The sequence below is a fragment of the Yoonia sp. SS1-5 genome (genome assembly GCF_038443705.2).
Taxonomy (GTDB): domain Bacteria; phylum Pseudomonadota; class Alphaproteobacteria; order Rhodobacterales; family Rhodobacteraceae; genus Yoonia; species Yoonia rhodophyticola.
Genome location: NZ_CP151767.2, coordinates 2,623,888 through 2,649,218, shown reverse-complemented (window position 1 = coordinate 2,649,218; position 25,331 = coordinate 2,623,888). Strand labels below are relative to the sequence as shown.

Sequence of the window (25,331 nt, the reverse complement as noted above, 5' to 3'; positions counted from 1 at the left end):
AGTGAAAACCGCTAAGCGTGGCCGTAACGGTGATAATCACGAATGGCACCCCCAAGGCGGCATGCCCGATGATCAGGCCCGCACAGGTCCAGACCAGGTTGAACGGCGCCTAAAAGAAGAACGTACCCGCCGCGCTGACGATAACCGGTACAATCGAGCAGAAGCGCCGCAATCAACTGCTTGTAAGGCATCCACGGCGAGGCAAGTCCGACAGCAACAACGGTGCCAAGCACGGTTGCGATCAACGCCGCCACAAAACCCACAACAAAGCTATTCCCGATCGCCAGCGTCCGTTTCTGATCGTTCCGGCTTTCGGCAAACGACCGCAGTGAAGACGCATCCGGATCCAGCACCAACTGCAGATAGCCCAAAGCCGCAGCCAGCTCTCAATTGTTGAATTGCTGCATGCGAAACGCCATGATGTTTGGAATCAGACCGCCAGTGGCCGACTATTCCAGATTGCTCAGCTTTTGCCGCAGGGCACGCAGAACCGGCAAAGCCGTGCGGACCTTATCATCGCCAACCTTCTCGACGACATCCACAATGACAGGTGCGATGGCCGCGAGGGCCGCATCACGGGCCGCCTGCCCCGACGGACTGATTGCGACCATCTTGCGGCGGGCATCGTCCCAGTCCGGCCGGATGTGGACCCAACCTGCCCATTCGAGCTTTTGCAGGGTGTTCGTCATGGCCCCACGTGTCAGATGAAAGGTCTTTGCCAGCTGCGCGGGGGATTTTTCGGTTCCCGATTGGGCCAGATGGTTCAACACCGTGAAATGGGATAGCTCCATCCCTTTGGGTAAGACACGCGCCACGCTGGCGCGGGCCAGTTGGTCCACAACCAGTATTTCGCTAAACAGCGAAACAGCAAGCGAGTTGGGCGCGTCGGCCATTAAGGCCCCTCAAAATCACGATCATGGTTCAGCGCGGGAATGCGCCTGCGGCTTTCTGCCACTTCCTTAGGGTCAAGATCAACCAGCGCCACGCCCGGCGCTGTTCCCATATCCACCAAAACCTCGCCCCAGGGCGATATGACCATGCTATGCCCAAATGTTTGGCGTGCCTTTCCCGATTGCGCCTGATGTGTCCCGGTTTGGGCTGCGGCCAATATATATGCGCCGGTTTCAATGGCCCGCGCGCGCAAAAGCGCCTCCCAATGCGCGGCCCCGGTGACGGGCGAAAATGCCGAAGGCACAACGATCATATCCGCCCCGGCCTGCGCCAATGCACGGTAAAGATACGCAAACCGGATGTCATAGCAGATGCTTAGCCCGATCCTGGCAAATCCCGCATCGGCAACAACCGCATGCCCCCCGGGGCGATAGCCGGCAGACTCCCGATAACTTTCATTTTCGGACACGGTGACATCGAACATATGGATTTTGTCATACCGGGCCGCGATGTCGCCCAGCGGGCTGATCAGGAAGGACCGGTTTGCGAAACGTCCGTCCGCGTCACCCGTCTTGAGCGCCAGTGACCCAACCGACAGCCAGACCTGATGCGCCGCTGCCGCCTGCCGCAGACCAGCAAGCGTCCGGTCCGCATCTTCAGGCTGCAAGACCTGTTCCTGATGGGCGCGGTTCTGCGAGACGCAATTCGTCACTTCGGGCGTCAGCACAAAGCCCGCGCCCTGACCAGCCGCTTCGCTTATGAATGCAAGCGTCTGGTCAAGGTTGGTATCCGGGTTGTCGCTGCTGTTAAGCTGAACAAGGGCTGCTTTCATGCAGCAAGCATACCATCCAACTTGCCACCCCGTTCAAGCGCCATCAGATCATCGCATCCACCGACATGTTTCCCGTCGATAAAGATTTGCGGCACGGTGGTGCCCCCATTGGCGCGCTGGATCATCTCGGCCCGACGTTCCGGTTGCGCCCTGATATTGACCTCTGCGTAGCTGACGCCTTTGGATTTCAGCAGTCTCTTGGCCATAAAGCAAAAGCCACAGGTCGGTTTTGTATAGATTTCTACGGTAGGCATGTCAGTCATCCTTTGATCGGCCCCGCGCGTATCTAGGCATCTTTTGCCACCCTTGCCAGAGTAACAATTGACACATTTGCGGCACCGGCAGCATAGGCTGCCTCGGCGCTGGCGGCCAGCGTAGCCCCGGATGTCATCACATCATCGACCAGCAAAACTGATTTCCCCACCAGTCTGCTGGCACGTTTGGGATGAACCGATATCGCCCCGGTCAATGCCGCAAAACGCGCGTCGCGCCGATGCCCTTCCAGCGGTGCGGTCGCCGTCACGCGCAGCAACGCATCGGCGCAGACCGGACGGTCAATCTGCCTGCCCAGCGCGTGGGCAAGCAGCCCGGCCTGATTATACCGCCGCTTGACCAGACGCATCCAATGCAACGGCACCGGCACCACAATGGTATTGTCCCTGACCAATGGTGCCGCGGCCCGTGCCATCCATTGTCCGGCAGGCTGTGCAAGCTCGGTCCGGTCGCCGTGTTTCAGCCGCAGCACAAGCCGCCGGCCCACCCCGGAATAGACAAGCGCAGCCCTGCCCTTGTCCCACGGTCGTGCGATGGTCATGCAATCATCACATTGCAGGCTTTCGCCGCCCCCATCGCCCAGCAGCGGCGTTCCACATGTGTCGCAAATGGTGCCACCGATAAACTGCGTCTCGCGCCAGCACGGCCCACACAGGCCGTGTTCGGCCTCGGTCTGTTCTTCGCAGGCCACACATTGGGCCGGATAAATCGCACGAATGAGACTTTGCAACACCACGGATCCACCCTAAGTGATCGGCATGACCGAGATGCCGCAATTAACTGACAGAGCCGCGCTGTTGCGCAATCGCGCCCGCGCGCAACCCGATGCCCTTTTTCTGCAAGAGGCCGTTCTGGATGAAGTTAAGGAGAGACTGATTGAGGTTAACAGAGCCTTTAAATCTGTCGCGATCATCACCGGTTTCCCGGAATTCTGGCGCCCGCACTTTCCCGACGCCCATATTGTCAGCGATGACGAGACCCTGGCCCTGACCCCCGCCCGACATGATTTGATCATTCATGCCATGTGTCTTCATTGGGCCAACGATCCTGTTGGCCAATTGGTGCAATGTCGTCATGGTCTGGAACCTGATGGCCTGCTTCTTTGCGCGTTTCTGGGCGGACAAACGCTGCATGAATTGCGCGCTGCATTGGCAGAGGCCGAGGCGGCGATCACCGGCGGCCTGTCGCCCCGCATCGCACCCATGGGCGAAATTCGCGACCTTGGCGGTCTTTTGCAACGGGCCGGATTTGCGCTGCCTGTTGCTGACAGCCTTCCGCTGACTGCAAGTTACGCCAACGCGTTTCACCTGATGCATGATCTGCGAAAGATGGGCGAGAACAACGCGCTTGCCCAGCGGGTCAAGCACCCGACCCGCCGCAACCTGCTCACTGAAGCGGCCTGTATCTATGCCGACAATTTTCGAAACGATGCCGGTCGGGTTGATGCGACATTTGAAATTATCATGTTGACCGGGTGGGCCCCGTCCGAGGATCAGCCGCAGCCCTTGCGACCCGGCAGTGCAAAAGCCCGCCTTGCTGACGCACTTGGCGCGATTGAAACACCTCTTGACCGATCCGGCGATTGACCTGGGCCGTATTCCATTTATCTGACCTGTTATCCGGGCTATCCAAGGAACCATGACGATGTTTGACGCACAAGGCCAAGCCACCGAGCGCCCCGCGACATGCCCTATGCATGCGGGCGCCGATCACCCTGCGATCAAACCGGCCCGCGTAGGTATTCTTTTGGCTAATCTGGGCACGCCTGATGGCACGGACTATTGGTCAATGCGCCGCTATCTGAACGAGTTTTTGTCCGACAAGCGGGTTGTCGATTATTCCGCCTGGATCTGGCAGCCCCTTTTGCAGCTGGTCATTCTTAGCAAACGCCCCTTTTCGTCCGGTGCCGCGTATAAATCCATCTGGAACGAAGAAGATGACGAAAGCCCCCTTCTGACAATTACCAAAAAGCAGACTGCCGCGATCAAGGCCCAGATGGTCGAGCGCTATGGTGATGATGTACGGGTCGATTTCTGCATGCGCTACGGGAACCCGTCCACCAAATCCAAAGTCCGCGAGATGGTCGCGGCCGGGTGTACCAAAATCCTCTTCTTCCCGCTTTATCCGCATTACGCCGGCGCCACCTCTGCCACGGCCAATGACCAGTTCTTTCGGGCCCTGATGGAAGAAAAATGGCAGCCAACCGCCCGCATTGTTGATCCATATTTTGATGAACCGGCCTATATCGAGGCTTTGGCCCAATCCATCGAAAAGGCCTATGCAAGCGCAGACCCCAAACCCGAAAAGCTGGTCTGTTCCTATCATGGTGTGCCGGAACGCTATCTGCGCGAGGGTGACCCCTATCATTGCCAGTGCCAGAAAACGACCCGGCTGCTTAAGGAACGGCTCGGCTGGGCCGATACGGATATCGTGACCACCTTCCAGTCGCGTTTCGGCCCCGAGGAATGGCTGAAACCCTATACCGTCGAAGAGGTTGCGCGCCTTGCCGAAGAAGACGGCGTCAAGAATATCGCGGTCTGCGCGCCCGCATTCTCGTCCGATTGCATCGAAACCCTTGAAGAGATCAACGAAGAGATCAAGGAAAGCTTTGAGGAAGCAGGCGGCGAACACTTCACCTATATTCCCTGCCTCAATGACGATGCTGCCCATATCGACGCCTTGTCGGGCATTATTGACAAGAACCTGCAGGGTTGGCTGGGCTGAGCACCGCTTAACCATGATGTAAGACTAGTTTGGCATATATGCCCGATCAGAATTCCTTGGTCGGGGGCAAGCCATCAATGGGCAGTGAAAGCCACGCAATATCGCCAGAACCTGAAACCCCGCGGGACAATGCGGCCTTGTGCAGCCTCATCTCGGGCCTTGGCTATGAAATTGTTGATATTTCCGGATTTCTGGATGCCGTGCACCAAACATCTGATGAACAACTTGCAACGCTGAACCGGGCGCAAACCGAACTGGCCGCCTTGGCCGAATCCAGTGATTGCGTGGTGAAATCCGCCAATCGGGTGAATGAGGCGTCGCATAAAGCACTGGATGCGGTGGAAAAGTCGGTGGAAACCGTCCGGGTTTCTGCCGAAAAATCGCAAACCGTCTCAGGTTGGGTTGCGGAATTTGACACACGGATCGTAGGTGCAGAACAAACGCTGCGCGATGTGACCTCGGCCAATGCCAAGATCACCAACATCGCGGTTCAGGTGAATATTCTGGCAATCAACGCGGGGATCGAGGCCGCCCGCGCCGGCGATGCCGGACGCGGATTTGCGGTTGTCGCCAGTGCGATCAAAGAGCTGTCGGACAATACGTCCAAAGCCGCAAAAGGCATAGCCGAGCAGGTCGGACGCCTGTCAGCGACGGTGCAAACCCTCAAGGCAGAGGCACAGGGCATCGCCAAAGACGCCACGCATATCCTGGAACAATCCAGCGTGACCGACAGCGCGCTGGGTGAAATTGCGCAGACGATCAAACAGACGACATCCGATGTGGAAACGATGGCCCAGCAGGCTGCCAATGTGGACAAGGCCAGCACGGCCTTTGCACCGGCATTCAATCAGATGTCACAACTGGCCCGGCAAACGGCAGATGGCGTCACGCAAGCCAATGCGCGCAGCAATGCGCTGATCGAACGCAGCGAAGCGATCGTGCAACAGGCCGCGTCCCTGACCGGAAAGTCAGAGGATTCTCGTTATATCTATTATGTTCAGGACGCCGCCGACCGTATTCGCGAGGCGTGGGAAAGTCAGCTTGCCGCTGGTCGGATCACGATGGCCGACTTGTTTGATCGCAACTACGAACCGATCCCCGGTTCAGATCCGGAACAGGTCATGACCCGTTTCACCAATTTCGCCGATGCCACCCTGCCGCCGATACTTGAGGCGGCGTTGGGTTTTGATCCCAAGGTTGTCTTTTGCGCGGCGGTTGATACGTCCGGCTATCTTCCCACCCATAACAAGAAATTCTCGCACCCGCAGTCACATGACCCGGTCTGGAACGCCGCCAATTGTCGAAATCGCCGCATTTTTGACGACCGTGTCGGATTAAAGGCAGGCCGCAACACCCAGCCTTTTCTGTTGCAGGTCTACCGGCGGGACATGGGCGGCGGCAACTTCACCATGATGAAGGATCTGTCATCACCGATCATGATCAACGGGCGACATTGGGGTGGCCTGCGGATGGCCTACACATTCAATTAAGCGCGGCAGCGCAGGGCAGTACGCCAGATCACCGCCCAGTGCGATTCATCAAGACTGGGGCGTAAATCATTCAAATTGAGGCCCTTAGCCCGCAAATTGACACAGGCTTCCCAAAATCCGTCTCAAAGCGACCACATTTGTGGAACAGTAATGACTCGTTTGAAAAAGGTGGAACGTGTAGCGAATTTTTCGCTGATGGTGGTACTTCATGATGTCGAATCAACAAAATTTGCCGGATGATACCGATATCGCAATGACCGAGGCTTTGCCTGCGGGCACTCTTTTGCAGGGCGACCAGTTCACGATCCAAAGCAAGCTTGGCAACGGTGGTTTTGGCATCACCTATCTGGCCCGTGACAATTATCTGGACCGGAATGTTGTCATCAAAGAATGTTTCCCCGAGGTGTTTTGCCACCGCAATGGCAGCAGCGTCTTGGTCAGATCGGTGACCAATCACGAAAAGTATCGCTCGGTCGTTGAAATGTTCATGCGTGAGGCGCGCAGCATTGCAAAACTGCGGCATCCCAATATCGTTGGCGTTCACCGGGTCTTTGAAGATAATGACACGGCCTATATCACGCTGGATCTGATTGATGGCCAGAACGTATTGGATTTGCTGTACGAGGACCCGCGCCGCTTTACGCCCGCTGTGGTCATGGACATTATGGCAAAGCTTCTTGATGCCGTGAAACTTGTCCACGCGCAGGACCTACTGCACCGTGATATCTCGCCCGATAACATTCTGCTGGATAAGTGGAACAACCCGGTTCTGATCGATTTCGGCGCGGCACGCGAGGAAGCCAGCCGTGAAACGCGTGCATTATCTGCTGTGCTGGTTGTCAAAGACGGCTATTCGCCACAGGAATTCTATTTCGCGGGCGGCAAGCAGAATTGCAGCAGTGACCTATATGCGTTGGGCGCGACCTTCTACCATATGATCACGGGCGACGCCCCACCCAACAGCCAGACCCGCATGGCAGAGGTCGCGGGCGGCGGCGATGACCCATGCGTGCCGCTGGTCGGTCGCGTTAAAGGCTATCCAAAGGCGTTCTTGCAGGCAATCGACAAGGCAATGTGCGTCCTGCCAAAGGACCGGGTGCAGACGGTCGATGAATGGCTTGCAATGATTGATCCCGACGCACCCCAGGTTGCCGCTGTCAAAACGAAAAAACCGAAAATGGACGAGAAACTGGTCAGAAGCCTGACCCGTCTGGTGTCGGAAACAAACCAGCAACTGACCGCATCATCGTCGCCTGTCCGCGCGCCAGAACCCGCCGTTGTCGAGAAACCCAAGCGGCGCATGCCTGACTGGATCAAGGAATTCAACGCCGAAACGTCAGAAATCCTGAACAACGAAGATGAACCCGCCACGCCAAGCGAGCCACTTGTTCTGGACGCACAGCATGTGGTGTCTGAGCCGCTGGTATTAAGCCCCGAGATGAAGTCAGAACCTTTGGTTCTGGTGCAGCCCGCGGTCGACGAAAAAGAGCCGCAGCAAGCAATCCCAACGGTCGAAGAACGCGTCGCCGAGACGCTGGCGCTGATGCCGGAACCACGCAAACGCAAGATCAACACCAGCCGGATCATTGCCGCTGGGCTGCTGATCGTCTCAAGCGTCGTTGTGGCGCATGCCGAACCTGACCTGTTGGTCACTGTCAAAGATGTTTTCCGCTAAAATCCGGTTATCCAGCGATCACTTCGATGAATAAGAAAAAGGCGCACCATCAGGTGCGCCTTCTTGCATAAGGTTCACGCGCGGGTTCGCGTCAGATCAACAGCACCTGCGTCCCTACTTTTGAAAAGCTGAACAATTCAGCGATTTGTTCGTTGTAAAGCCCGATGCAGCCGTTCGACGACCGGCGCCCGATCTTGCGCGTGTCATGCGTGCCGTGGATCCGGTAATACTGCCAGGACAGGTGCAGCGCATGGGTGCCAAGCGGATTGTCCGGGCCGGGGCCGATAAAATCCGGCCATTCTGGATTGCGCAATTTCATTGATGGGGTCGGCGCCCAGCTTGGCCCTTCAACCTTGCGGGTGATTTCTGTCCGACCCTTGCGGGTCAAATCCTCGGTCAGTGGCACGCTGGTTGGGTAGAGCTTGTAAATCGACTCATCCTCGGACCAGTAGTGCAACGCACGGGACTGCAGATCGACAAGGATCGCCCCATTGCGCAAATTGCTGAAATATGGCTGCCAGTCCAGCGAGCGGAAGCTTGAAATATTGCGCTGAACGCCCGCATTGATATCGCTTTCGATTTCTGTGGAGTTCGCGGTTTGCGCAGCCGCACCCGTGCCAACCATTGCGGCAGAAGCCGCCAGAAAGCCCCGGCGCGAAAGCTGATGTTTGATCTTGTCGGACATTGTTATCTCCGTTGATGCAAATCGGTTATCTTAGCCCGCCAGCTACCTGTTTTTGGCCAGAATCGCAACTCACACAAATGTCAGGCAAGCATTGGACTGCCGATGTGTGTTTGAACTGTCAGACCAATCTGGGTATGACAGGCCGATCTAGTGAAGCAGGGCAAAAAATGTACCGACGCGAAATGATTCTGGGGCTGTCCGCCATCGGACTTGCGGCATGTAACCAAGTACCTGCAGGGCGTATTGGCCCTGATGGACTGCCCTTGCCAACGGTCTATCGCATCCGGCCGGGCCAAGAGGCTGAAATCCAGTTTCGGATGCTCGACAGCGTCAACGCGCTGCGCGGGAATGCCGGGGTGCCACCTGTGGAACTGAACGCACAGCTGAACGCCGCCGCTGCGACGCATTCACGCGATATGTCGATCCAGAACCGCCCGTGGCTTTTTGGCTCTGATGGGTCCAGCCCCTTGGATCGCGCGCGGCGAGTAGGCTTTCTGGGTCGGCTGCTGGGCGAGAATATCTCGGAATCCTTCGAAAGTGAGACACAGACACTGGCCGCATGGATGGGGCAACCGGACACGCGCGCGGTCATCCTGGACCCAGAGGCGCGGTCAATGGGCTTCTCTTGGTTTCAGGAAACCGGCGGCAAAATCTGGTGGACATTGAACATGGGCAGTGACCCAGCCGTCATTCGCCCGATCCCAAGCGCTGCGTTCTAAGCGTAGAGGAAAATCTGCGTCCCGGTATCCACCATGGCGTAGATTTCTTCCATTTCCTCATTGGTGACCGCGATGCAGCCCCATGTCCAGTCGGGCTGACCAAAGACACGCGACGGTGTCCCATGAATGAATATATCGCCACCGGGGCTGACACCCATTGCGCGTGCCTTGGCCACATCGCGCGAATTCGGATATGAAATCCCGATGGACAAATGAAAGCTGCTATTAGGGTTCTTGCGGTCAATCAGGTAGGCGCCTTCCGGCGTCCGCCCGTCACCTTCCTGAACCTTGTGCCCGTCCGGTGCAAAGCCCAGTTCGAACTTGTACGATCTAAGAAGGGTTTGATGATGCAGCAGCTGCATATGCCGCTGACCTTTAAAGACCTGAATGCGCGTTACCGCGGGTCCGTTATACTCTTTGAACTTAGTCGAGCACCCGGCAACGCCAAGCGCCGCACCCAACATCAGCGATCGTCTTGTTAACATGTCTCTGCCCATCATACCGGTCTACGCCGTTTTGAATTGAATATAGCAAGAAACGCTAAAAAGGTAGTTAAACCTGCTGGATAGCCTCACTTTCGTGTGAAAGAGGCCACAACTTCCACATGCGGCGACCAACGAAACTGGTCAACAACCTGCACCCAACCCAGCGCAAAGCCCGCTGCGATCAGTGTTTTGGCGTCACGCGCGAACGTCACCGGGTTGCAGGACACCATTGCAACAGTCGGAATCGTGGAATCCGCCAGTGTCGCAATCTGCGCCTCGGCACCGGCACGGGGCGGGTCAATGACGGCGGCATCAAAGCGCCGCAGCTCGTCAGTTTCCAGCGGTCGCCGGAACAGATCGCGCGCTTCCGTGGAAACACGCCGCAGCTGATGCCCCTCGCGCCAAGCGCGATCCAATGCAGTCAACATCTCGGGTTCACCCTCGACCGCATGAACCTCGGCCCGTTTGGCCAGGGGAAGGGTGAATGTACCGCAACCCGCAAACAGGTCGACAATCTGTGTCGCCTTTTCTGTGATCTCCTCGACCGCTGTCAACAGCGCCAATTCGCCATGTTTCGTGGCCTGCAGGAAAGCGCCCGGGGGCGGAACCACAGCCGTGGCGCCAAAATTCTGAACAGGTACATTCAGGGTCACAACCGTCTCATCATTCCAGACCAAACGAGACAGCCCCTGACTTTGTGCGAAATTCGCCAATTCAATCCGTAGCGGCGGCGTCAACGGCTTGTCAGTCTCTACCAGTATATCCAGACCGGCAGGTGCGTCGGTGACTGTCAGGTCAATTTCACCTTTGCGCGAGCATGCCATCACTGTCAGCGCCTCTAGCGCGGGCAGACTATCGGCAAGCGCCGGGGTCACAAGCGTGCAATCGGGAACGGCAACCAGAACGTCGGATGCCTTTGCATGAAACCCGACCATCGCGCCCTTTTTGGTGCGGCGCCCGGAAAACTTGGCCCGCCTGCGGCTGCGCGGGGGCGAGGTGACAACATCACGCATCGCCACATCCAACCCATGTGCAAGCAGCGCCTTTTGCACGATGTCCCGTTTCCAATCCCGCACGAAATCATCATTTGCGTGCTGCATCGCGCATCCACCACAGGACTTGAAATGCCGACAAGGTGCCGCGACACGGTCAGCCGACGGTGTCACGATCCGAACGGTTCCGTCCTGACTGACCGCGACCTCTTCGCCCGGCAGGACACGCGGGATCAGTGATCGGCCGTCAGAGGCACGCCCCATGCCAAGATGGGTCAGGCTTTCAATTGTCAGCATTTATTCCGCCGCATCCTTGACGTTGATGAACCCGCCAGACTGCCGGTTCCAGTATCGGGCGTATAACCCACCCTTGGCCAGCAGATCAGCATGGGTGCCTTGCTCGACGATTTGGCCCGCGTCAAGAACAACGATGCGATCCATGCGTGCAAGCGTCGACAGGCGGTGCGCAATGGCAATCACGGTCTTGCCATCCATAATCGTCTCTAACGCACCTTGAATTGCGGCCTCGACCTCGGAATCAAGGGCGCTGGTGGCTTCGTCCAAGACAAGAATTGGCGCGTCTTTCAGGATGGCCCGCGCAATCGCGATCCGTTGCCGCTGCCCACCTGACAGCTTTACACCCCGTTCGCCCAGATGCGCGTCATACCCCGTGCGATCCATGTGATCCTGCAAGGTTTGGATAAACGCGTGCGCCTCGGCCTGGGCTGCGGCTGCTGCGATTTCATCCATGGCTGCACCCGGCTTGCCGTAGCCGATATTGTCCCGGGCCGACCGATTGAACATCGCCGTTTCCTGCGTGACCATCGCGATCTGCCGCCGCAGGCTTTCTTGCGTGACGTCGCGCACATCCTGCCCGTCAATGCGCACCGCGCCGGCCTCGGTATCGTAGAGCCGCAGCAGCAATGCCACCAAAGTCGATTTTCCCGCACCCGACGCGCCCACCAGCCCCAGCTTTTCGCCCGGCGCAATATCAAGGCTGACGCCGCTTAGGCCACCCGGCCCGCCGCCATAGGTGAAACTGACATCTGCCAGCGAAATGCCGCCCTCGTCGGCGACCAGGTCAACCGCGTCGTCCGCATCCTTCAGTTTATGGGCCGGGCTAAGCGTATGCATCGCATCTTCCAGCTCGCCCACATTGGAATACATGCCCATCAGCGTGAAACTGACCCAGCCGGTCATTTGTGCCAGCCGCAGGGATATCGCGCCCGCGGCCACAATCTCACCCGGGCTTGCCGTACCGATCGACCAGAAATAGAGCGTGACGCCGACCAGCAGGATGGGCAGCAACCCACCCAAAGCCATCAACCAGAACCGGAAAGATGCGGATAGCCACCCGTAACTGACCGCCGTACCCCAGTATTTGGCCATTGCATCAATCGCGGCCCGATCCTCGTGCGCGTCATGGGCGAACAATTTGACTGTCTTGATATTGGTGATCGTATCGACGACCTGCCCGGTCACCATGGCCCGGGCGGATGCCCGCCGCTTGGATCGTTCGCGGATCATCGGCATGAAATATCGGATCAAACCGATATAGGCGACGACCCAAAGCGCCAAAAGTGCCGCACTGCGCGTATCAATCGTCAACAGCAGAATGACCGACCCGACAACCGACGCCAGTGCAAAGGCAACCGTGTGGATCATATCAACCATCAGATCAGTGGCAGCGCGCGCCGCCTGCATCTGCTTTTGCGAAATGCGCCCCGCAAAATCATTATCGAAATACGTCACCGCCTGACCCAGCGTGTGCCGATGAAGCCGGGACAGGATCAAATTGCTCAGCGCCGGACCAACAACAACAGATTGCAGCACCCCCGAAACCCCAAGGATTATCGGCCGCAATATGACAAAAAACGCCGTGACCCCCGCAAGCAGGATGACATTGTCGCTGAAATACGCATCTGGCGAGGATGCCAGCGCTGCATCAATAACCCAGCCCAGCATCAGCGCTGTCAGCACTTCCAGCGTTCCGGCCAGACCAGACACTATTCCAGCCAAACTGACGACTTTGAAGCTGCCGCCAAGACACCATCCCAAAAACGCAGTCAGCGTATCTGGCGGCGGTCCATCTGCCCGCTCGAAAGGATCTATCCAGCGTTCCGGTTTCACGTCTTAACCTGCATCCCACAGCCCAAAAGGCCAGACCTCTCTGGTTTTCGGGTCCTGACATTTCCATGCGTATCGTTATCAATCGGTGGTTGTCATGCGCCGATGTGTTTGATGTCACTATCTAGTGCGATGCACGCTTCGTCCACCCGCTGTGCGCCCTTTGCGCCTAAAGGAAGACAAGCACTGAAAAACCGGCCAGTGCGATGGCCATGATCCGCATGAACAGGCGCCATGCCGCCGCGTTGCCCAAAAGATAGGACAACAGCGCGCCCGCATAGGTCCAGAAGTTGCAGACGCCAAGATTGATCACCGAAAATGCCACCGCCAGGGTCATGGCCTGCGATCCCAGCGACATGTCGGGCAGATAAGCCATTGCACTAAGGGCGACGGCCCAGACCTTGGGGTTGATCCACTGGAACAAGACGGCCTCGAGGAATGTGAATGGCCGCCCTTGCGCATCTGCCGCAACAGGATCTGCCGTCCATAGCCGGTAGGCCATCCAGCCAATCCACAACGCCGCGCCGCATTTCAGCACAAAAGTCAGCGTTGGCACCGCGTTCAACAACGCGCCCACGCCAAACCCGGTCAGTCCCGCCGTGACGCCCACCCCAATCGCGACGCCGAAAATATGCGGCAGACTTGCGCGGTAGCCAAAGCGCGCGCCAGAAGTCGCCAAAAGGATGACATTCGGCCCGGGCGAGAACAGCCCGACAAAGATGAACCCCAGTAACGGCAGAAACTCAGCCAAGCAGGTCCTCTTTCGTCATGGTAAAGCCGGACGCGATCCATCGCGCCTCTGCTGCCTTCAACGCCTTGCCCAGCCCTGCACCCGACAGGTTTGGCATCAAATCCGCAGCCTTAAGCGGAAATACCTGTCCCGCGCAAAAATCAACGTGTTGGGCTGTGTTAGGGTCGATTTCCTGCCCAAGCGCGGCGGCCTCTATCGCAAGCCGATCATGTGCCACGGTTGCACCAAAACGGTAGGCAGCCTGCGCATGGGGCATATCAGCCCCGATCATCTCAAGCTGTGTCTTCTGCGCCTTGGACAGGCGCAGCGTGTCCGCCGGCGCCCCACCCAACGCCGCAAGCCGGCGGATCGGGTCTGGTTTCATGCCTGCGGTTTGTTCAACATGCACCAGGACGGGAAGGGCGCGTGCCGACGTCCCGGGAAGGATCTGATGCAAGCCCCCTGTCGACGCGAATGACGCCACTGCTGGCCCGGGGTTGGGAGCGGCCAACAGTTTCAGCAGCTCTGCCGTGATCCGTTCTGCTGAAAGCGCCTGCAAGCCATCAATGTGCGCGGCACAGGCGGCCAACCCCGCTTGATCGGGCCCGTCATCCGCACAACCGTACCAGGCATAGAACCGGAAAAACCGCAAAATGCGCAGATAATCCTCGCGAATGCGCGTTTCCGGGTCTTCAATGAACCTGATCCGTCTGTTTTCCAGATCAGGCAGCCCGCCCAACGGATCATGGATCAAACCACCCGGGTCGGCATAAAGCGCGTTCATGGTAAAGTCGCGCCGCCGGGCATCATCGGCAATGTTATCCGCAAAGGCGACAGTGGCCCGGCGCCCATCGGTTGCCACATCCTTGCGGAAGGTTGTGACCTCGAAAGGCGTGTTTTGGGCAAGGATAGTGACTGTTCCATGGTCAATTCCGGTTGGAATTACCTTTAGTCCGGCGGCCTCGGCCAAGGACATGACAGTCTGCGGATGCGCATCCGTCGCCAGATCAAGATCAGACACAGCCGCGTCCAGAAGTGTATTTCGAACGCAACCGCCGACAAACAGGGCCTGATGACCAGCGGTCGTCAGCACGGAACAGACCTTTTGCGCGGCCTTGTCCAACAGCCAATCAGGGGCGATGCGGCGTGTCATTGCATCGCGCCAGCCATGGCCCGCAAAATCCGCGCCGTTGCACCCCAAATGTAATAGGGACCGTGCGGTATGGCGTAATAAAGCCGCTTGCGGCCCTGCCACCTGCGCCCCTCAACCCGGTAGTTACGCAGGTCAAGCATATGGGCCAGCGGCACCTCGAACACTTCGCTGACTTCGCCAATTTCGGGCAAAGGCGAGTAGACCCCGCGAACCAGTGCAAGGATCGGGGTCACCTGGTAGCCGGTTACCGTCTGATGGGGCGGCAATGCACCAACCACATCAACCATCTGGCGCGGCAGGCCGATTTCCTCTTCGGCCTCGCGCAAGGCGGCATGTTCGGGCGTGGGATCACCCGGATCTTGCTTGCCACCGGGAAAGGCAATCTGCCCCGGATGGTGTTTAAGCCGGGCAGAGCGTTTTGTCAGAATAACAGTCTCTGTTTCTGCCCGAATAGCCACAAGAACGGCGGCGGGGGTCAATCGGCAATCGGGTGGGATGACATCCTTGTTGAGGTCAAAATCAGATGATGCATCGCCCGTACGGGCCAATGCATCATCCAGCCTTGTGCGCAGGTCAGGCATCCGTGCTTTTGGCTTCAAAACCCAGCACGTCAGGGTCAAAGACGTAATGCGCCCCGCAGAACTGGCAGTCTGCGGTGACTGTGCCCTGTTCCGTGACCATCGTCCCGATTTCCTTGGCCGAGTAGATTGAAAGGCTCTGTTTCACCTTATCTTCGGAACAGGTGCAGCCAAAGGTAATGGGTTGCGCGTCAAAGACCCGCGGCTGTTCCTCGTGAAACAGCCGGACCAACAGGTCTGTCGGTGCGACAGTTGGGCCGATCAACTCGATCTCTTCAACGGTATCAAGCAGTGTATTCGCCCGGATCCAGTTTTCGCCTTCATCCTCGGTCAGGATATCGGTCGCATCCAGCAAACCATCTTCGCCTGATCCGCCCTCGCCAGCGACGGATGGGGACGCTTTCGGCATATGTTGCAGCATCACGCCGCCTGCCCGCCAATGGGTTTTCTCGCCAGGCAGTTGCGACTGGCCATAAGTCAGCGAAAACCGGGTTGGCAACTGTTCGGATTGCGCAAAATAGGTTTCCGCGCAGGACGATAGCGATCCACCGGCAATTGGCGTGATCCCCTGATAGGGGGTCATCCCTTCGCCCTGATCAATCAGGATCGCAAAGTACCCGTTGCCAAGCTGGCTAAATGGATCAGCGGTTTGATCAAGCGTCTCTGGATCATAGGACGCATAGGCACGGATGCGCGCTGGCTGCCCATCCTTGCTGGGTCCGTAATAATCCGTTGCGATCAAGCGCGCCGGCCCTGATCCCCGCACTTGCAAGGACAGTTTCCAACGCAGCTTGACCGTCTGACCGATCAAGGCCGTCAGCAACGCCATTTCGGCAACCAGCCCTTCGATCATTGGCGGGTAGTCATGCTGCCGCAGAACCTGTTCCAGCACACCATCAAGACGCGCCACCCGGCCACGGATGTCGGAGGCGTCAAGTTGAAACGGCAGGACTGTATCGTCCCATGCGATCTGGGTGCCGAGGCTCATGGTCTTTCCTTACATGTCAGGAGTTGGCATACCGCGCCTATATAGGCGGGGCAACCACAGGTCCAAGAGGCAAGCTATGATCAGACGGTATGGCGAGGCGCCACGAAACGGGCAGCGCTACGAAATCCGGCACGGGGCCTATGCGGTTTTACCGCGCGGCAAGGACGTTTTGTTGACCTGGCAGGGTGGCGGCCATGACGAATTGCAGCTGCCCGGGGGCGGGATTGATCCGGGCGAAAGCCCTTTGCAGGCCCTTCACCGTGAAGTGTACGAGGAAACCGGATGGACGATCAGCCGCGCCCGGCGGATGGGCGCATTCCGGCGGTTCACGTTCATGCCGGAATATGACAAATGGGCGGAAAAGATCTGCCATGTCTATTATGCGCATCCCGTTCGGCGTATCGGTCCGCCAATTGAACCGGACCACACCGCAATCTGGATGAACGCGGCAGACGCAATTCCACTGCTCTACAACTATGGGGACTCGGCCTTTCTGGCGCGCGCACCACAGCACCCTTACGTAAAAGCATAGGCGCGTGTCCGTTGCACATGTGGTGATTGGGTAAGGTGTCCTTGCCCCGTCTGCCGAAAACAGCTATCGCGCCATTCCAGATATATATGGCGTAAAGGCATCCCGCATGACTGCTCCGAAGAAAGTTGTTTTGGCCTATTCTGGCGGCCTTGATACATCAATCATCCTGAAATGGCTGCAGACGGAATACGGGTGCGAGGTTGTCACCTTCACCGCTGATCTGGGTCAGGGCGAAGAACTGGAACCGGCCCGCGCCAAGGCCGAGATGATGGGTGCCTCATCCATCCATATCGAGGATGTCCGCGAAGAATTTGTCCGCGATTTCGTCTTTCCGATGTTCCGGGCCAACGCTGTCTATGAAGGGATCTACCTTCTGGGAACATCCATCGCGCGGCCGCTCATTTCCAAGCGTCTGGTCGAAATCGCCGCACAGGAAGGTGCCGACGCCGTTGCACATGGCGCAACCGGGAAAGGCAATGATCAGGTCCGTTTCGAGTTGGCCGCCTATGCGTTGAACCCCGATATCAAGGTCATCGCCCCCTGGCGGGAATGGGACCTGTCGAGCCGCACGAAATTGATCGAATTTGCCGAACAGCATCAGATCCCTGTTGCCAAGGACAAGCGTGGCGAGGCCCCGTTCAGCGTTGATGCGAACCTGCTGCACACCTCGTCCGAAGGCAAGGTGCTTGAGGATCCTGCGATTGAGGCCCCCGACTACGTCTATCAGCGCACCGTCAATCCAGAGGACGCGCCGGATCAGCCGGAAATGGTCGAAATCACATTCGAACGCGGCGATGCAGTAGCCATCAATGGCCAAGACATGTCGCCGGCGTCGATTTTGACCAAATTGAACGAATTGGGCGGCAAACACGGCGTAGGACGCCTTGATTTGGTTGAAAACCGCTTTGTTGGCATGAAATCGCGGGGCATTTACGAGACACCGGGGGGTACTGTGCTGCTTGAAGCCCATCGCGGGATCGAGCAAATCACCCTCGATTCAGGCGCAGGGCACCTGAAGGACAGCATCATGCCGCGCTACGCGGAACTGATCTATAACGGGTTCTGGTTCTCGCCCGAACGCGAAATGCTGCAAGCCTTGATCGACAAATCGCAAGAGCATGTTTCAGGGACCGTGCGGGTGAAACTTTACAAAGGGTCCTGTCAGACAGTCGCCCGCTGGTCGGATCATTCGCTGTATTCCGAGGCGCATGTCACGTTTGAAGATGACGCCGGTGCCTATGATCAAAAGGATGCCGCCGGTTTCATTCAGTTGAACGCCCTGCGCCTGAAGCTATTGGCAGCACGTAATCGCCGGCTAAAGTGACCGTCACGCTGCGCCCTGTCACCAAGGCCGATCTGGGACGGTTGTTTGACCTTAAGGTCGCGCCCGAACAACGCAGGTTTGTCGCACCAAACGAAATCACCCTGGCAGAGGCGCCTTTTGAACAGGGCTCTTATGTCTTTGCGATCTGGTCGGATGAGGCCATCGTTGGCCTGATCGCATTGATCGACATGACAGAACATGACGATGTGCAGCCAGAGGACGAGCCAGACTCGATCTTTATCTGGCGATTGTTGATCGGTGCGACCCATCAGGGTCAGGGATTTGGGAAAGCCGCGATTGCGCTGGCATGTGATTGGGCCCGCGCCCGGGGCCGTCCACGCATGTCGATCGAGGTGGTCTCGACCAATGCAGACGCAATCAGGCTTTATGAAAAACTGGGCTTTGCTGCGACCGGGGTCATGTACGGGGACGAGGCACAAATGGCCAAGTCGCTTTAGCCACTTTGGCGGACCGCACGCGGTAAACTGGACGTGATCGTTGACCAAGTCCCTTGATCGGGTGGCCGATGCCCGGAATGCTGCCAGCACAGGAGTATGTGTCATGATTAAGCTTTGTAAAATTTTGGCCCTGATACTGGCGCCGTTGCCCGCCATGTCCGAAAATATTCAGACGGCCGTTGTCGCAGGCGGGTGTTTCTGGTGCGTCGAGAGCGATTTTGAATCCGTCAGTGGCGTCAGGGAAGTGATCTCGGGCTATACCGGTGGGACAACAAGCAGCCCCACTTATGCGACCATCAAGGGGTCGGGTCATTATGAGGCTGTCCAGATCATCTATGAGGCTGATGTCGTCACCTACGACCAGTTGATCTATGCGTTTTTCCGATCCGTGGATCCGACCGACGCAAACGGACAGTTCTGCGACCGTGGCGACAGCTACCGGACAGCGATATTCGTGTCTAATCCAGCCGAAAAGGCGATTGCAGAGCAGGCCAAGACCGCCGCGCGCCGCGCGCTTGGCCGCCGGATTGTTACCCCCATTTTGGACATCGCACCGTTCTACCGGGCCGAGGACTATCATCAGGATTATTACCGCGGCGAAAGCCTTGTGGCGACACGGCGCGGTGTCAAAACCCAGTCCGACGCTTACAAATTCTATCGGCAGGCTTGCGGTCGTGATGCGCGGGTCAAACAGCTATGGGGCACGGCAGCCCTGTTTGCTCACAAATGAAACGCCTGCACCTCTGACAGGTCCGGAATGACATCTGCAGTGCCGTGGCGCATGACCATCAGTGCCCCTGCCTTGGTCGCCTGACCAATGGCCTGTTCCATCGGCATGCCCCTGTCCAGCCCGGCCAAGACGTAACCGGTGAATGTGTCCCCCGCGCCGGTTGTATCAACCGGATCAACCGCGATGGCATCAAAATGCTGCTTGCCCCCGGTTCCGTACCAATCCGCACCATCCGCACCCAAGGTCACGATCACATCGCGCACATCCATGTCAGCAGGGGCCTGCCCTGTCGCCTGCTCAAGTTGGGCCGCCTCGACCGCATTCAGGATCAGAAAGTCGAGATGGGGTTGAACGGCCATGACCCGTTCGGCGTCAAATGGCGCGGCCGCATAGGCCACGCGCAGCCCCATTTTCTTGCCCAGGCTTGCCGCTGTCCGTTGCAGGTTAGTTTCGTTCTGAATCACTAGCCAATCGCCGGTCTGCGCCTCGGCCATTGCGGTCTGCAACGTTGCTTGCGGAATTTGCGCATTGGCCGCCGGATGCAAAATGATCGCGTTCTCACCCTGCGGATCAACCATGATGATCGCTTGCGCCGTTTCAGTCTCTATTTCGGCGATATTGCGGGTATCGACCCCATATTCCAGCAGACGTTCCACTGCCCATTTTCCATCCGCCCCCACAGCGCCGATATGGTTCACACGGGCCCCTGCCCGTGCGGCAGCCACCGACATATTGGCCCCTTTACCGCCCAAAAACATCTGCCTGTCGGTGGATGAAAGCGTCTCGCCCGGGGCGGGGATGTGCGGCACGGTGTAAACAAAATCAGCGTTAATCGACCCAAGGTTCCAGATCGCCATCAGTCGACCCCGCAGGCGGCAATCACCGCCATGTTCAGGATGTCATTGACCGTCGACACAGTGGAACAGATCTGCACCGGTTTGCCGATCCCCGACAGGATCGGGCCGATCACCGTCGCACCTGCCATTTCCTGCATCAGTTTGACCGAGATCGAGGCGGAATGCCGGGCGGGCACGACCAGGACATTCGCAGGACCAGTCAGACGCGAGAACGGATAATTCTCCTGCGCCTGCAGGTTCAGCGCGACATCAACGGTCATCTCGCCTTCATATTCGAAATCGACCTTGCGATCATCCAACTCCTCGGGCGCTTTGTGCATCTTTTCAGCCCGCTCCGACACCGGATAGCCGAATGTCGAGAACGACAGGAACGCCACCCGTGGATCAAGCCCGAGGTCGCGGGCGACAGATGCGCCGCGTTCAGCAATATCGGCCAGATCGTTTTCGTCAGGCCATTCATGCACCAGCGTATCGGTGATCAACACGATCCGCCCTTTGTGCAACACAGCCGTCACCCCAACGGCCCCATCATGCGGTTGCGCATCAAAGACATGGTTGATCAGTTCCAGCACATGCGCTGATTTGCGGGTCGCCCCGGTCACCATGCCATCGGCATGTCCATGGGCCAGCATCAAAGACGCAAATACGTGCCGATCCCGCGCTGCAAGCCGGTGAACATCCTGCGTATCGAACCCTTTGCGTTGCAGCCGCTGGTATAGAAAATCTTTGTATGTATCCAGATGCTCGGTGTTGGCCGCATTCACGATGGTCAACTCGTCCACAGCCTCGGGCAGCCCTTCTGCGGTCAGTTTTTCCTTCACATCGTCTTCGCGCCCAACGATCAGCGCCTTGCCCATGCCAGAGCGTTGGTAAAGCACCGCCGCCCGCAGCACCCGGGGGTCGTCGCCCTCTGCGAAGATCACGGTCGATTGGGCGGCCCGCGCCCGCGCGTTCAGACTGCGCAGCATGGATTGGGTCGGATCCATCCGTGATTTCAGTGTCTGTTCATAGGCATCCATATCGACAATGGGCCGCCGGGCGACACCGGTTTTCATGCCTGCCTGTGCAACCGCCGTTGGGATCCTGTGGATCAACCGCGGATCAAAGGGCGTCGGGATGATGTAGTCGCGGCCAAAGGACAGCTTTTTGCCGTAGGCCATAGCGACCTCATCTGGCACGTCTTCGCGCGCAAGTGCGGCAAGTGCCTCGGCACAGGCGATCTTCATGTCGTCATTGATGGCGCGGGCATGGATATCCAGCGCACCCCGGAACAGATAGGGGAACCCAAGCACGTTGTTGACCTGATTGGGGTAGTCTGACCGGCCGGTGGCGACGATGGCATCCTCGCGGACGGCATGTGCATCCTCTGGCGTGATTTCCGGATCAGGGTTGGCCATGGCGAAAATAACCGGGTTTGGGGCCATGTTAGACACCATTTCCTGCGTCACGGCCCCTTTTGCGCTGACGCCCAGAAACACGTCGCAATCCTTCATCGCGTCATCCAATGTGCGGTGGTCAGTCGCGGCGGCATGGGCGGATTTCCATTGGTTCATGCCTTCGGTCCGGCCCTGATAGATCACGCCCTTAGTGTCACACATGATGCAATTGTCGTGCTTGGCACCCATCGCCTTGAGCAGTTCAAGGCAGGCAATGCCTGCAGCCCCGGCCCCATTCAGGACGATTTTTACATCTTCGATTTTCTTGCCTGACAGGTGAAGCGCGTTCAACAGCCCTGCGGCACAGATCACGGCAGTGCCGTGCTGGTCATCATGAAAGACGGGGATATCCATCGTTTCCTTGAGCGTCTGTTCGATGATGAAACATTCGGGCGCTTTGATATCTTCAAGGTTGATGCCGCCAAAGGTCGGGCCCATCAGCTTGCAGGCTTCGATGAATTTTTCCGGGTCCTCGGTATCCAGTTCAATGTCGATGGAGTTCACGTCGGCAAACCTTTTGAATAGTACCGATTTGCCCTCCATCACCGGTTTGCTGCCCAACGCGCCAAGGTTCCCAAGGCCCAGCACGGCGGTTCCATTGGAGATGACAGCAACAAGATTACCCTTGTTGGTATAGTCGTAGGCTGTTGCAGGATCAGCTGCGATTTCCTCGCACGGGATAGCAACGCCGGGGGAATAGGCCAGCGACAGATCCCGCTGCGTGGTCATCGGGACGGTTGCCTGAATTTCCCATTTTCCGGGGCTGGGCTGCATGTGGAATTGCAGCGCATCCTCGCGGGTCAGTTTGGTCTTTGGCATGGTTTCCCCCCAATTCAGTCCACAAGACATAGCGGGTTCGGGAACCGGGCTGCAACGGGTTCATTTCGGGGTTTCGTCGCTAACATGGGGTCGGTAGTGTCTGGCGCATGATCCCGGGGGATGTATGACCACTACCAAAGCCACAGTCACGCCCATGATGGCGCAATATCTTGAGATCAAGGCAGCGCACCCCGATGCCTTGCTGTTTTATCGCATGGGCGATTTCTACGAGATGTTTTTTGACGATGCCGTCGCGGCGGCAGAGGCGCTGGACATTGCCCTGACCAAACGCGGCAAACATGATGACAATGACATCCCCATGTGCGGCGTCCCGCATCATGCAGCCGAAGGGTATTTCCTGACCCTGATCCGCAAAGGCTTTCGCGTGGCCGTCTGCGAACAGATGGAAAGCCCGGCTGAGGCCAAGAAACGCGGCTATAAAGCCGTGGTCAAACGCGAGGTTGTGCGGCTGGTCACACCCGGCACATTGACCGAGGATTCCCTGCTCGATGCGCGCCGTCACAACTTTTTGGCGGCCTACCATGTGGTGCGGGATGAGGGCGCGCTGGCGTGGGCGGATATCTCAACCGGGGCGTTTCATGTGATGCCTTGTGCCGGGGCCGCATTGGGCCCGGAACTGGCGCGACTGACCCCAAAGGAAGTCATCGTCGTCGATGGATCAGAGGCGGGTTGGGCTGAAACAGTCTCTGATTCCGGCGCAACGCTGACCACCTTGGGCGCTGCGGCCTTCGACAGCACGGCGGGGGAAAAGCGACTATGTTCGCTTTACAAGGTTGGATCGCTGGATGCTTTTGGCAGCTTTTCACGGGCCGAGATCGCGGCGATGTCGGCCGTGGCCGAATATCTGGAGATCACACAGAAGGGCAATCTGCCCCTGCTGCGCCCCCCGATGCGCGAGGCGCAAGCCGCCGCAATGCAGATTGATGCCGCGACCCGCCGGTCGCTGGAACTGACCCATGCGATGGGCGGCGGGAGGCAAGGATCGCTGCTGCATTGTATTGATCGTACCGTAACGGCGGGCGGTGCGCGGTTGCTGGAACGTCGGCTCGCCTCGCCTGCTTGTAATTTGTCCGTGATCGGGGATCGGCTCGATTCCATTGCGTTTCTGGTGGAACAGGGTCGATTATTGGAAGACGTCCGAACGCAGCTGCGGTCGGTCCACGATCTTGATCGGGCGCTATCGCGCATTGCGCTGGATCGTGGCGGCCCGCGGGATATGGCGGCCATTCGGAACACGCTTGGGCAGGCTGCGGCCTTGTCAGCGATCTTGCCCGATGAGCTGCCAGAGATTTTGACCACCGCAGCGCAAGACCTGACCGGGCATGACGATCTGTTGGGGCTACTGGACGATGCGTTGATCGCGGAACCGCCCCTGTTGTCCCGCGACGGTGGGTTCATCGCGCCGGGATATGACCCGGAACTGGATGAAGCGCGGCAACTCCGGGACGAAGGCCGATCAGTCATCGCGGGAATGCAGGCCCAGTATGTGGATCTGTCCGGCGTTTCGTCGCTGAAAATCAAACACAACAACGTGCTGGGTTATTTTATCGAGACGACCGCGACCCATGCAGAAAAGATGATGGCGGCCCCGCTGTCAGAAACCTTCATTCATCGTCAGACCACGGCCAATCAGGTGCGGTTCACCACGGTAGAGCTGTCAGAGATTGAAACGAAGATCCTGAATGCCGGCGGGCGGGCGCTTGAGATCGAAAAGCGGCTCTATTCGAGCCTAAGTCAGGCGATTGTGGATCAGGCCGGGCCGCTGGGTGCGCTGGCACGGGCCCTGTCAGAATTTGATCTGGCCGGCGCCATGGCCCATCTGGCCGTTGCTGAAAACTGGACCCGTCCCAAGGTTGACGACAGCCGTGCATTTGAGATCGAAGGCGGGCGGCATCCCGTGGTAGAGGCCGCGTTGCAGAAAGACGGCGCACCGTTTGTTGCCAATGACTGCGCGCTAACCGGGGCACCCATCTGGTTGCTGACCGGGCCGAACATGGCGGGTAAGTCGACATTCCTGCGTCAGAACGCACTGCTGGCGATATTGGCCCAGATGGGCAGTTTCGTTCCAGCAACAGCCGCCCATATTGGCATTGTCAGCCAGATTTTCAGCCGGGTCGGCGCATCGGATGATCTGGCGCGGGGCCGGTCTACTTTTATGGTGGAAATGGTGGAAACAGCGGCGATCCTGAATCAGGCCGATGACCGCGCACTGGTGATACTGGATGAAATCGGGCGGGGCACCGCAACCTATGACGGGTTGTCGATTGCATGGGCCACGCTGGAACATTTGCACGACGTCAACCGATGCCGCGCGCTTTTCGCGACCCATTACCACGAAATGTCTGCGCTTTCGGCGAAACTGGATGGGGTCGAGAACGCAACAGTCGCGGTCAAGGAATGGGACGGCGATGTCATCTTCCTGCACGAGGTCAAGCGCGGAACAGCGGATCGTAGCTATGGTGTACAGGTCGCGCGCTTGGCCGGGCTGCCCACCGTGGTCGTGGAGCGGGCAAAGGTGGTTCTGGAAGCGCTGGAAAAAGGCGAACGCGAGGGCGGCGGCGCCCAGAAAGCCATTATCGACGACTTGCCACTGTTTTCGGCCACACCTGACCCGGCACCGGTCAAAGAAAAGGCGTCGCAGGTCGAAGGCAGGCTGAAAGAGGTTCTGCCGGATGAGCTGACACCCAAGGACGCCTTGGCCTTGATCTACGAGTTGCGCGAGATGTTGTAAGGCAACGTGTTGGCGGGTCGCATGGGTATGGAATACCCCAATGGTACTGGATTGAACGGGCTGTAAGGTCGGTCCATTCCA

Annotated in this window: 25 protein-coding genes; 10 read left to right on the top strand and 15 right to left on the bottom strand. The window is 58.1% G+C overall.

What is annotated here, in order from left to right; genetic code table 11:
* Positions 1-11 precede the first annotated feature (11 nt).
* From AABB31_RS14545 to AABB31_RS14525, 5 genes are all read right to left on the bottom strand, one after another.
* Entirely contained in the window at positions 12-371 is a 360-nt protein-coding gene (locus AABB31_RS14545; protein WP_342077456.1) for a hypothetical protein, read from the bottom strand.
* 78 nt (positions 372-449) lie between these two features.
* Positions 450-893, bottom strand: coding sequence for a MarR family transcriptional regulator (locus AABB31_RS14540; RefSeq protein WP_342077457.1), 444 nt, complete (start codon positions 891-893; stop codon positions 450-452).
* Positions 893-1,723 (bottom strand): carbon-nitrogen hydrolase family protein, encoded by an 831-nt coding sequence (locus AABB31_RS14535; protein WP_373634910.1) that lies wholly within the window; start codon positions 1,721-1,723, stop codon positions 893-895. The genes AABB31_RS14540 and AABB31_RS14535 overlap by 1 nt, the downstream gene beginning before the upstream one ends.
* Entirely contained in the window at positions 1,720-1,977 is a 258-nt protein-coding gene (grxC, locus tag AABB31_RS14530) for a glutaredoxin 3 (RefSeq protein ID WP_342077458.1), read from the bottom strand. The genes AABB31_RS14535 and grxC overlap by 4 nt, the downstream gene beginning before the upstream one ends.
* A gap of 32 nt (positions 1,978-2,009) precedes the next feature.
* Complete coding sequence (locus AABB31_RS14525) at positions 2,010-2,726, bottom strand: double zinc ribbon domain-containing protein (RefSeq protein ID WP_373634909.1); 717 nt, start codon at positions 2,724-2,726, stop codon at positions 2,010-2,012.
* 28 nt (positions 2,727-2,754) lie between these two features.
* On the opposite strand from AABB31_RS14525, the gene AABB31_RS14520 reads away from it, so the two are divergent.
* The 4 genes from AABB31_RS14520 (at position 2,755) to AABB31_RS14505 (ending at position 7,885) form a co-directional block, all read left to right on the top strand.
* A complete protein-coding gene (locus AABB31_RS14520; RefSeq protein ID WP_342077459.1) occupies positions 2,755-3,582 on the top strand; it encodes an SAM-dependent methyltransferase in 828 nt (275 codons plus the stop codon).
* 52 nt (positions 3,583-3,634) lie between these two features.
* A complete protein-coding gene (gene hemH / locus AABB31_RS14515) occupies positions 3,635-4,720 on the top strand; it encodes a ferrochelatase (protein WP_342077460.1) in 1,086 nt (361 codons plus the stop codon).
* Positions 4,721-4,758: 38 nt separating this feature from the next.
* Entirely contained in the window at positions 4,759-6,210 is a 1,452-nt protein-coding gene (locus tag AABB31_RS14510; RefSeq protein ID WP_342077461.1) for a methyl-accepting chemotaxis protein, read from the top strand.
* A 208-nt stretch (positions 6,211-6,418) separates the two neighbouring features.
* On the top strand, positions 6,419-7,885 hold the full coding sequence (locus tag AABB31_RS14505; protein WP_342077462.1) for a protein kinase: 1,467 nt from the start codon (positions 6,419-6,421) through the stop codon (positions 7,883-7,885).
* A 91-nt stretch (positions 7,886-7,976) separates the two neighbouring features.
* Here the strand turns inward: AABB31_RS14505 and AABB31_RS14500 are convergent, their stop codons facing one another.
* Positions 7,977-8,570, bottom strand: coding sequence for a L,D-transpeptidase (locus AABB31_RS14500; protein ID WP_342077463.1), 594 nt, complete (start codon positions 8,568-8,570; stop codon positions 7,977-7,979).
* Positions 8,571-8,737: 167 nt separating this feature from the next.
* On the opposite strand from AABB31_RS14500, the gene AABB31_RS14495 reads away from it, so the two are divergent.
* A complete protein-coding gene (locus tag AABB31_RS14495; RefSeq protein ID WP_373634908.1) occupies positions 8,738-9,289 on the top strand; it encodes a CAP domain-containing protein in 552 nt (183 codons plus the stop codon).
* On the opposite strand, the gene AABB31_RS14490 is transcribed toward AABB31_RS14495, so the two are convergent.
* The 7 genes from AABB31_RS14490 to AABB31_RS14460 all read right to left on the bottom strand — a co-directional run bounded on the left by AABB31_RS14490 (position 9,286) and on the right by AABB31_RS14460 (position 16,342).
* Positions 9,286-9,774 (bottom strand): L,D-transpeptidase family protein, encoded by a 489-nt coding sequence (locus AABB31_RS14490; RefSeq protein WP_342077465.1) that lies wholly within the window; start codon positions 9,772-9,774, stop codon positions 9,286-9,288. The genes AABB31_RS14495 and AABB31_RS14490 overlap by 4 nt on opposite strands.
* A gap of 86 nt (positions 9,775-9,860) precedes the next feature.
* Positions 9,861-11,063 carry a class I SAM-dependent RNA methyltransferase gene (locus AABB31_RS14485; RefSeq protein ID WP_373634907.1) on the bottom strand — a complete coding sequence of 401 codons (1,203 nt, stop codon included), beginning with the start codon at positions 11,061-11,063 and terminating at the stop codon, positions 9,861-9,863.
* Complete coding sequence (locus tag AABB31_RS14480) at positions 11,064-12,896, bottom strand: ABC transporter ATP-binding protein (RefSeq protein WP_342077466.1); 1,833 nt, start codon at positions 12,894-12,896, stop codon at positions 11,064-11,066. It abuts the gene before it with no gap.
* Positions 12,897-13,062: 166 nt separating this feature from the next.
* Positions 13,063-13,644 (bottom strand): LysE family translocator, encoded by a 582-nt coding sequence (locus AABB31_RS14475; protein ID WP_342077467.1) that lies wholly within the window; start codon positions 13,642-13,644, stop codon positions 13,063-13,065.
* A complete protein-coding gene (locus tag AABB31_RS14470) occupies positions 13,637-14,776 on the bottom strand; it encodes a CCA tRNA nucleotidyltransferase (protein ID WP_342077468.1) in 1,140 nt (379 codons plus the stop codon). The genes AABB31_RS14475 and AABB31_RS14470 overlap by 8 nt, the downstream gene beginning before the upstream one ends.
* Entirely contained in the window at positions 14,773-15,357 is a 585-nt protein-coding gene (locus tag AABB31_RS14465) for a CoA pyrophosphatase (RefSeq protein WP_342077469.1), read from the bottom strand. The genes AABB31_RS14470 and AABB31_RS14465 overlap by 4 nt, the downstream gene beginning before the upstream one ends.
* Positions 15,350-16,342, bottom strand: coding sequence for an Hsp33 family molecular chaperone HslO (locus tag AABB31_RS14460; protein ID WP_342077470.1), 993 nt, complete (start codon positions 16,340-16,342; stop codon positions 15,350-15,352). Before AABB31_RS14460 ends, AABB31_RS14465 begins: the two co-directional genes overlap by 8 nt.
* A gap of 76 nt (positions 16,343-16,418) precedes the next feature.
* Here AABB31_RS14460 and AABB31_RS14455 point away from each other — a divergent pair, with 76 nt between their 5' ends.
* From AABB31_RS14455 to msrA, 4 genes are all read left to right on the top strand, one after another.
* Positions 16,419-16,874 carry an NUDIX hydrolase gene (locus tag AABB31_RS14455; RefSeq protein ID WP_342077471.1) on the top strand — a complete coding sequence of 152 codons (456 nt, stop codon included), beginning with the start codon at positions 16,419-16,421 and terminating at the stop codon, positions 16,872-16,874.
* Positions 16,875-16,980: 106 nt separating this feature from the next.
* Complete coding sequence (locus AABB31_RS14450; protein ID WP_342077472.1) at positions 16,981-18,198, top strand: argininosuccinate synthase; 1,218 nt, start codon at positions 16,981-16,983, stop codon at positions 18,196-18,198.
* Positions 18,195-18,656, top strand: coding sequence for a GNAT family N-acetyltransferase (locus AABB31_RS14445; protein ID WP_342077473.1), 462 nt, complete (start codon positions 18,195-18,197; stop codon positions 18,654-18,656). Before AABB31_RS14450 ends, AABB31_RS14445 begins: the two co-directional genes overlap by 4 nt.
* Positions 18,657-18,759: 103 nt before the next feature.
* Complete coding sequence (gene msrA, locus AABB31_RS14440) at positions 18,760-19,386, top strand: peptide-methionine (S)-S-oxide reductase MsrA (protein ID WP_342077474.1); 627 nt, start codon at positions 18,760-18,762, stop codon at positions 19,384-19,386.
* Here the strand turns inward: msrA and AABB31_RS14435 are convergent.
* Both AABB31_RS14435 and AABB31_RS14430 read right to left on the bottom strand, forming a co-directional pair.
* Positions 19,377-20,243 (bottom strand): ribokinase, encoded by an 867-nt coding sequence (locus AABB31_RS14435; protein WP_342077475.1) that lies wholly within the window; start codon positions 20,241-20,243, stop codon positions 19,377-19,379. The genes msrA and AABB31_RS14435 overlap by 10 nt on opposite strands.
* Positions 20,243-22,498 carry an NADP-dependent malic enzyme gene (locus AABB31_RS14430; protein ID WP_342077476.1) on the bottom strand — a complete coding sequence of 752 codons (2,256 nt, stop codon included), beginning with the start codon at positions 22,496-22,498 and terminating at the stop codon, positions 20,243-20,245. The genes AABB31_RS14435 and AABB31_RS14430 overlap by 1 nt, the downstream gene beginning before the upstream one ends.
* A 124-nt stretch (positions 22,499-22,622) precedes the next feature.
* Between AABB31_RS14430 and mutS the strand changes: the two genes are divergently transcribed.
* Positions 22,623-25,250: a DNA mismatch repair protein MutS gene (gene mutS, locus AABB31_RS14425; RefSeq protein ID WP_373634906.1), complete on the top strand. Its 2,628-nt coding sequence runs from the start codon at positions 22,623-22,625 to the stop codon at positions 25,248-25,250.
* The last annotated feature ends 81 nt before the right edge of the window (positions 25,251-25,331 follow it).

What these genes read in the sequence shown, in the direction of transcription:
- hemH (WP_342077460.1), top strand. Translation starts at nt 3,635, where the DNA reads ATGACGATGTTTGACGCACAAGGCCAAGCCACCGAGCGCCCCGCGACA.
- grxC (WP_342077458.1), bottom strand. Translation starts at nt 1,977, where the DNA reads ATGCCTACCGTAGAAATCTATACAAAACCGACCTGTGGCTTTTGCTTT.
- AABB31_RS14520 (WP_342077459.1), top strand. Translation starts at nt 2,755, where the DNA reads ATGACCGAGATGCCGCAATTAACTGACAGAGCCGCGCTGTTGCGCAAT.
- AABB31_RS14450 (WP_342077472.1), top strand. Translation starts at nt 16,981, where the DNA reads ATGACTGCTCCGAAGAAAGTTGTTTTGGCCTATTCTGGCGGCCTTGAT.
- AABB31_RS14435 (WP_342077475.1), bottom strand. Translation starts at nt 20,243, where the DNA reads ATGGCGATCTGGAACCTTGGGTCGATTAACGCTGATTTTGTTTACACC.
- AABB31_RS14505 (WP_342077462.1), top strand. Translation starts at nt 6,419, where the DNA reads ATGATGTCGAATCAACAAAATTTGCCGGATGATACCGATATCGCAATG.
- AABB31_RS14535 (WP_373634910.1), bottom strand. Translation starts at nt 1,723, where the DNA reads ATGAAAGCAGCCCTTGTTCAGCTTAACAGCAGCGACAACCCGGATACC.
- AABB31_RS14470 (WP_342077468.1), bottom strand. Translation starts at nt 14,776, where the DNA reads ATGACACGCCGCATCGCCCCTGATTGGCTGTTGGACAAGGCCGCGCAA.
- msrA (WP_342077474.1), top strand. Translation starts at nt 18,760, where the DNA reads ATGATTAAGCTTTGTAAAATTTTGGCCCTGATACTGGCGCCGTTGCCC.
- AABB31_RS14485 (WP_373634907.1), bottom strand. Translation starts at nt 11,063, where the DNA reads ATGCTGACAATTGAAAGCCTGACCCATCTTGGCATGGGGCGTGCCTCT.
- AABB31_RS14465 (WP_342077469.1), bottom strand. Translation starts at nt 15,357, where the DNA reads ATGCCTGACCTGCGCACAAGGCTGGATGATGCATTGGCCCGTACGGGC.
- AABB31_RS14460 (WP_342077470.1), bottom strand. Translation starts at nt 16,342, where the DNA reads ATGAGCCTCGGCACCCAGATCGCATGGGACGATACAGTCCTGCCGTTT.
- AABB31_RS14500 (WP_342077463.1), bottom strand. Translation starts at nt 8,570, where the DNA reads ATGTCCGACAAGATCAAACATCAGCTTTCGCGCCGGGGCTTTCTGGCG.
- AABB31_RS14430 (WP_342077476.1), bottom strand. Translation starts at nt 22,498, where the DNA reads ATGCCAAAGACCAAACTGACCCGCGAGGATGCGCTGCAATTCCACATG.
- AABB31_RS14490 (WP_342077465.1), bottom strand. Translation starts at nt 9,774, where the DNA reads ATGTTAACAAGACGATCGCTGATGTTGGGTGCGGCGCTTGGCGTTGCC.
- AABB31_RS14495 (WP_373634908.1), top strand. Translation starts at nt 8,738, where the DNA reads ATGTACCGACGCGAAATGATTCTGGGGCTGTCCGCCATCGGACTTGCG.
- AABB31_RS14540 (WP_342077457.1), bottom strand. Translation starts at nt 893, where the DNA reads ATGGCCGACGCGCCCAACTCGCTTGCTGTTTCGCTGTTTAGCGAAATA.
- AABB31_RS14455 (WP_342077471.1), top strand. Translation starts at nt 16,419, where the DNA reads ATGATCAGACGGTATGGCGAGGCGCCACGAAACGGGCAGCGCTACGAA.
- mutS (WP_373634906.1), top strand. Translation starts at nt 22,623, where the DNA reads ATGACCACTACCAAAGCCACAGTCACGCCCATGATGGCGCAATATCTT.
- AABB31_RS14510 (WP_342077461.1), top strand. Translation starts at nt 4,759, where the DNA reads ATGCCCGATCAGAATTCCTTGGTCGGGGGCAAGCCATCAATGGGCAGT.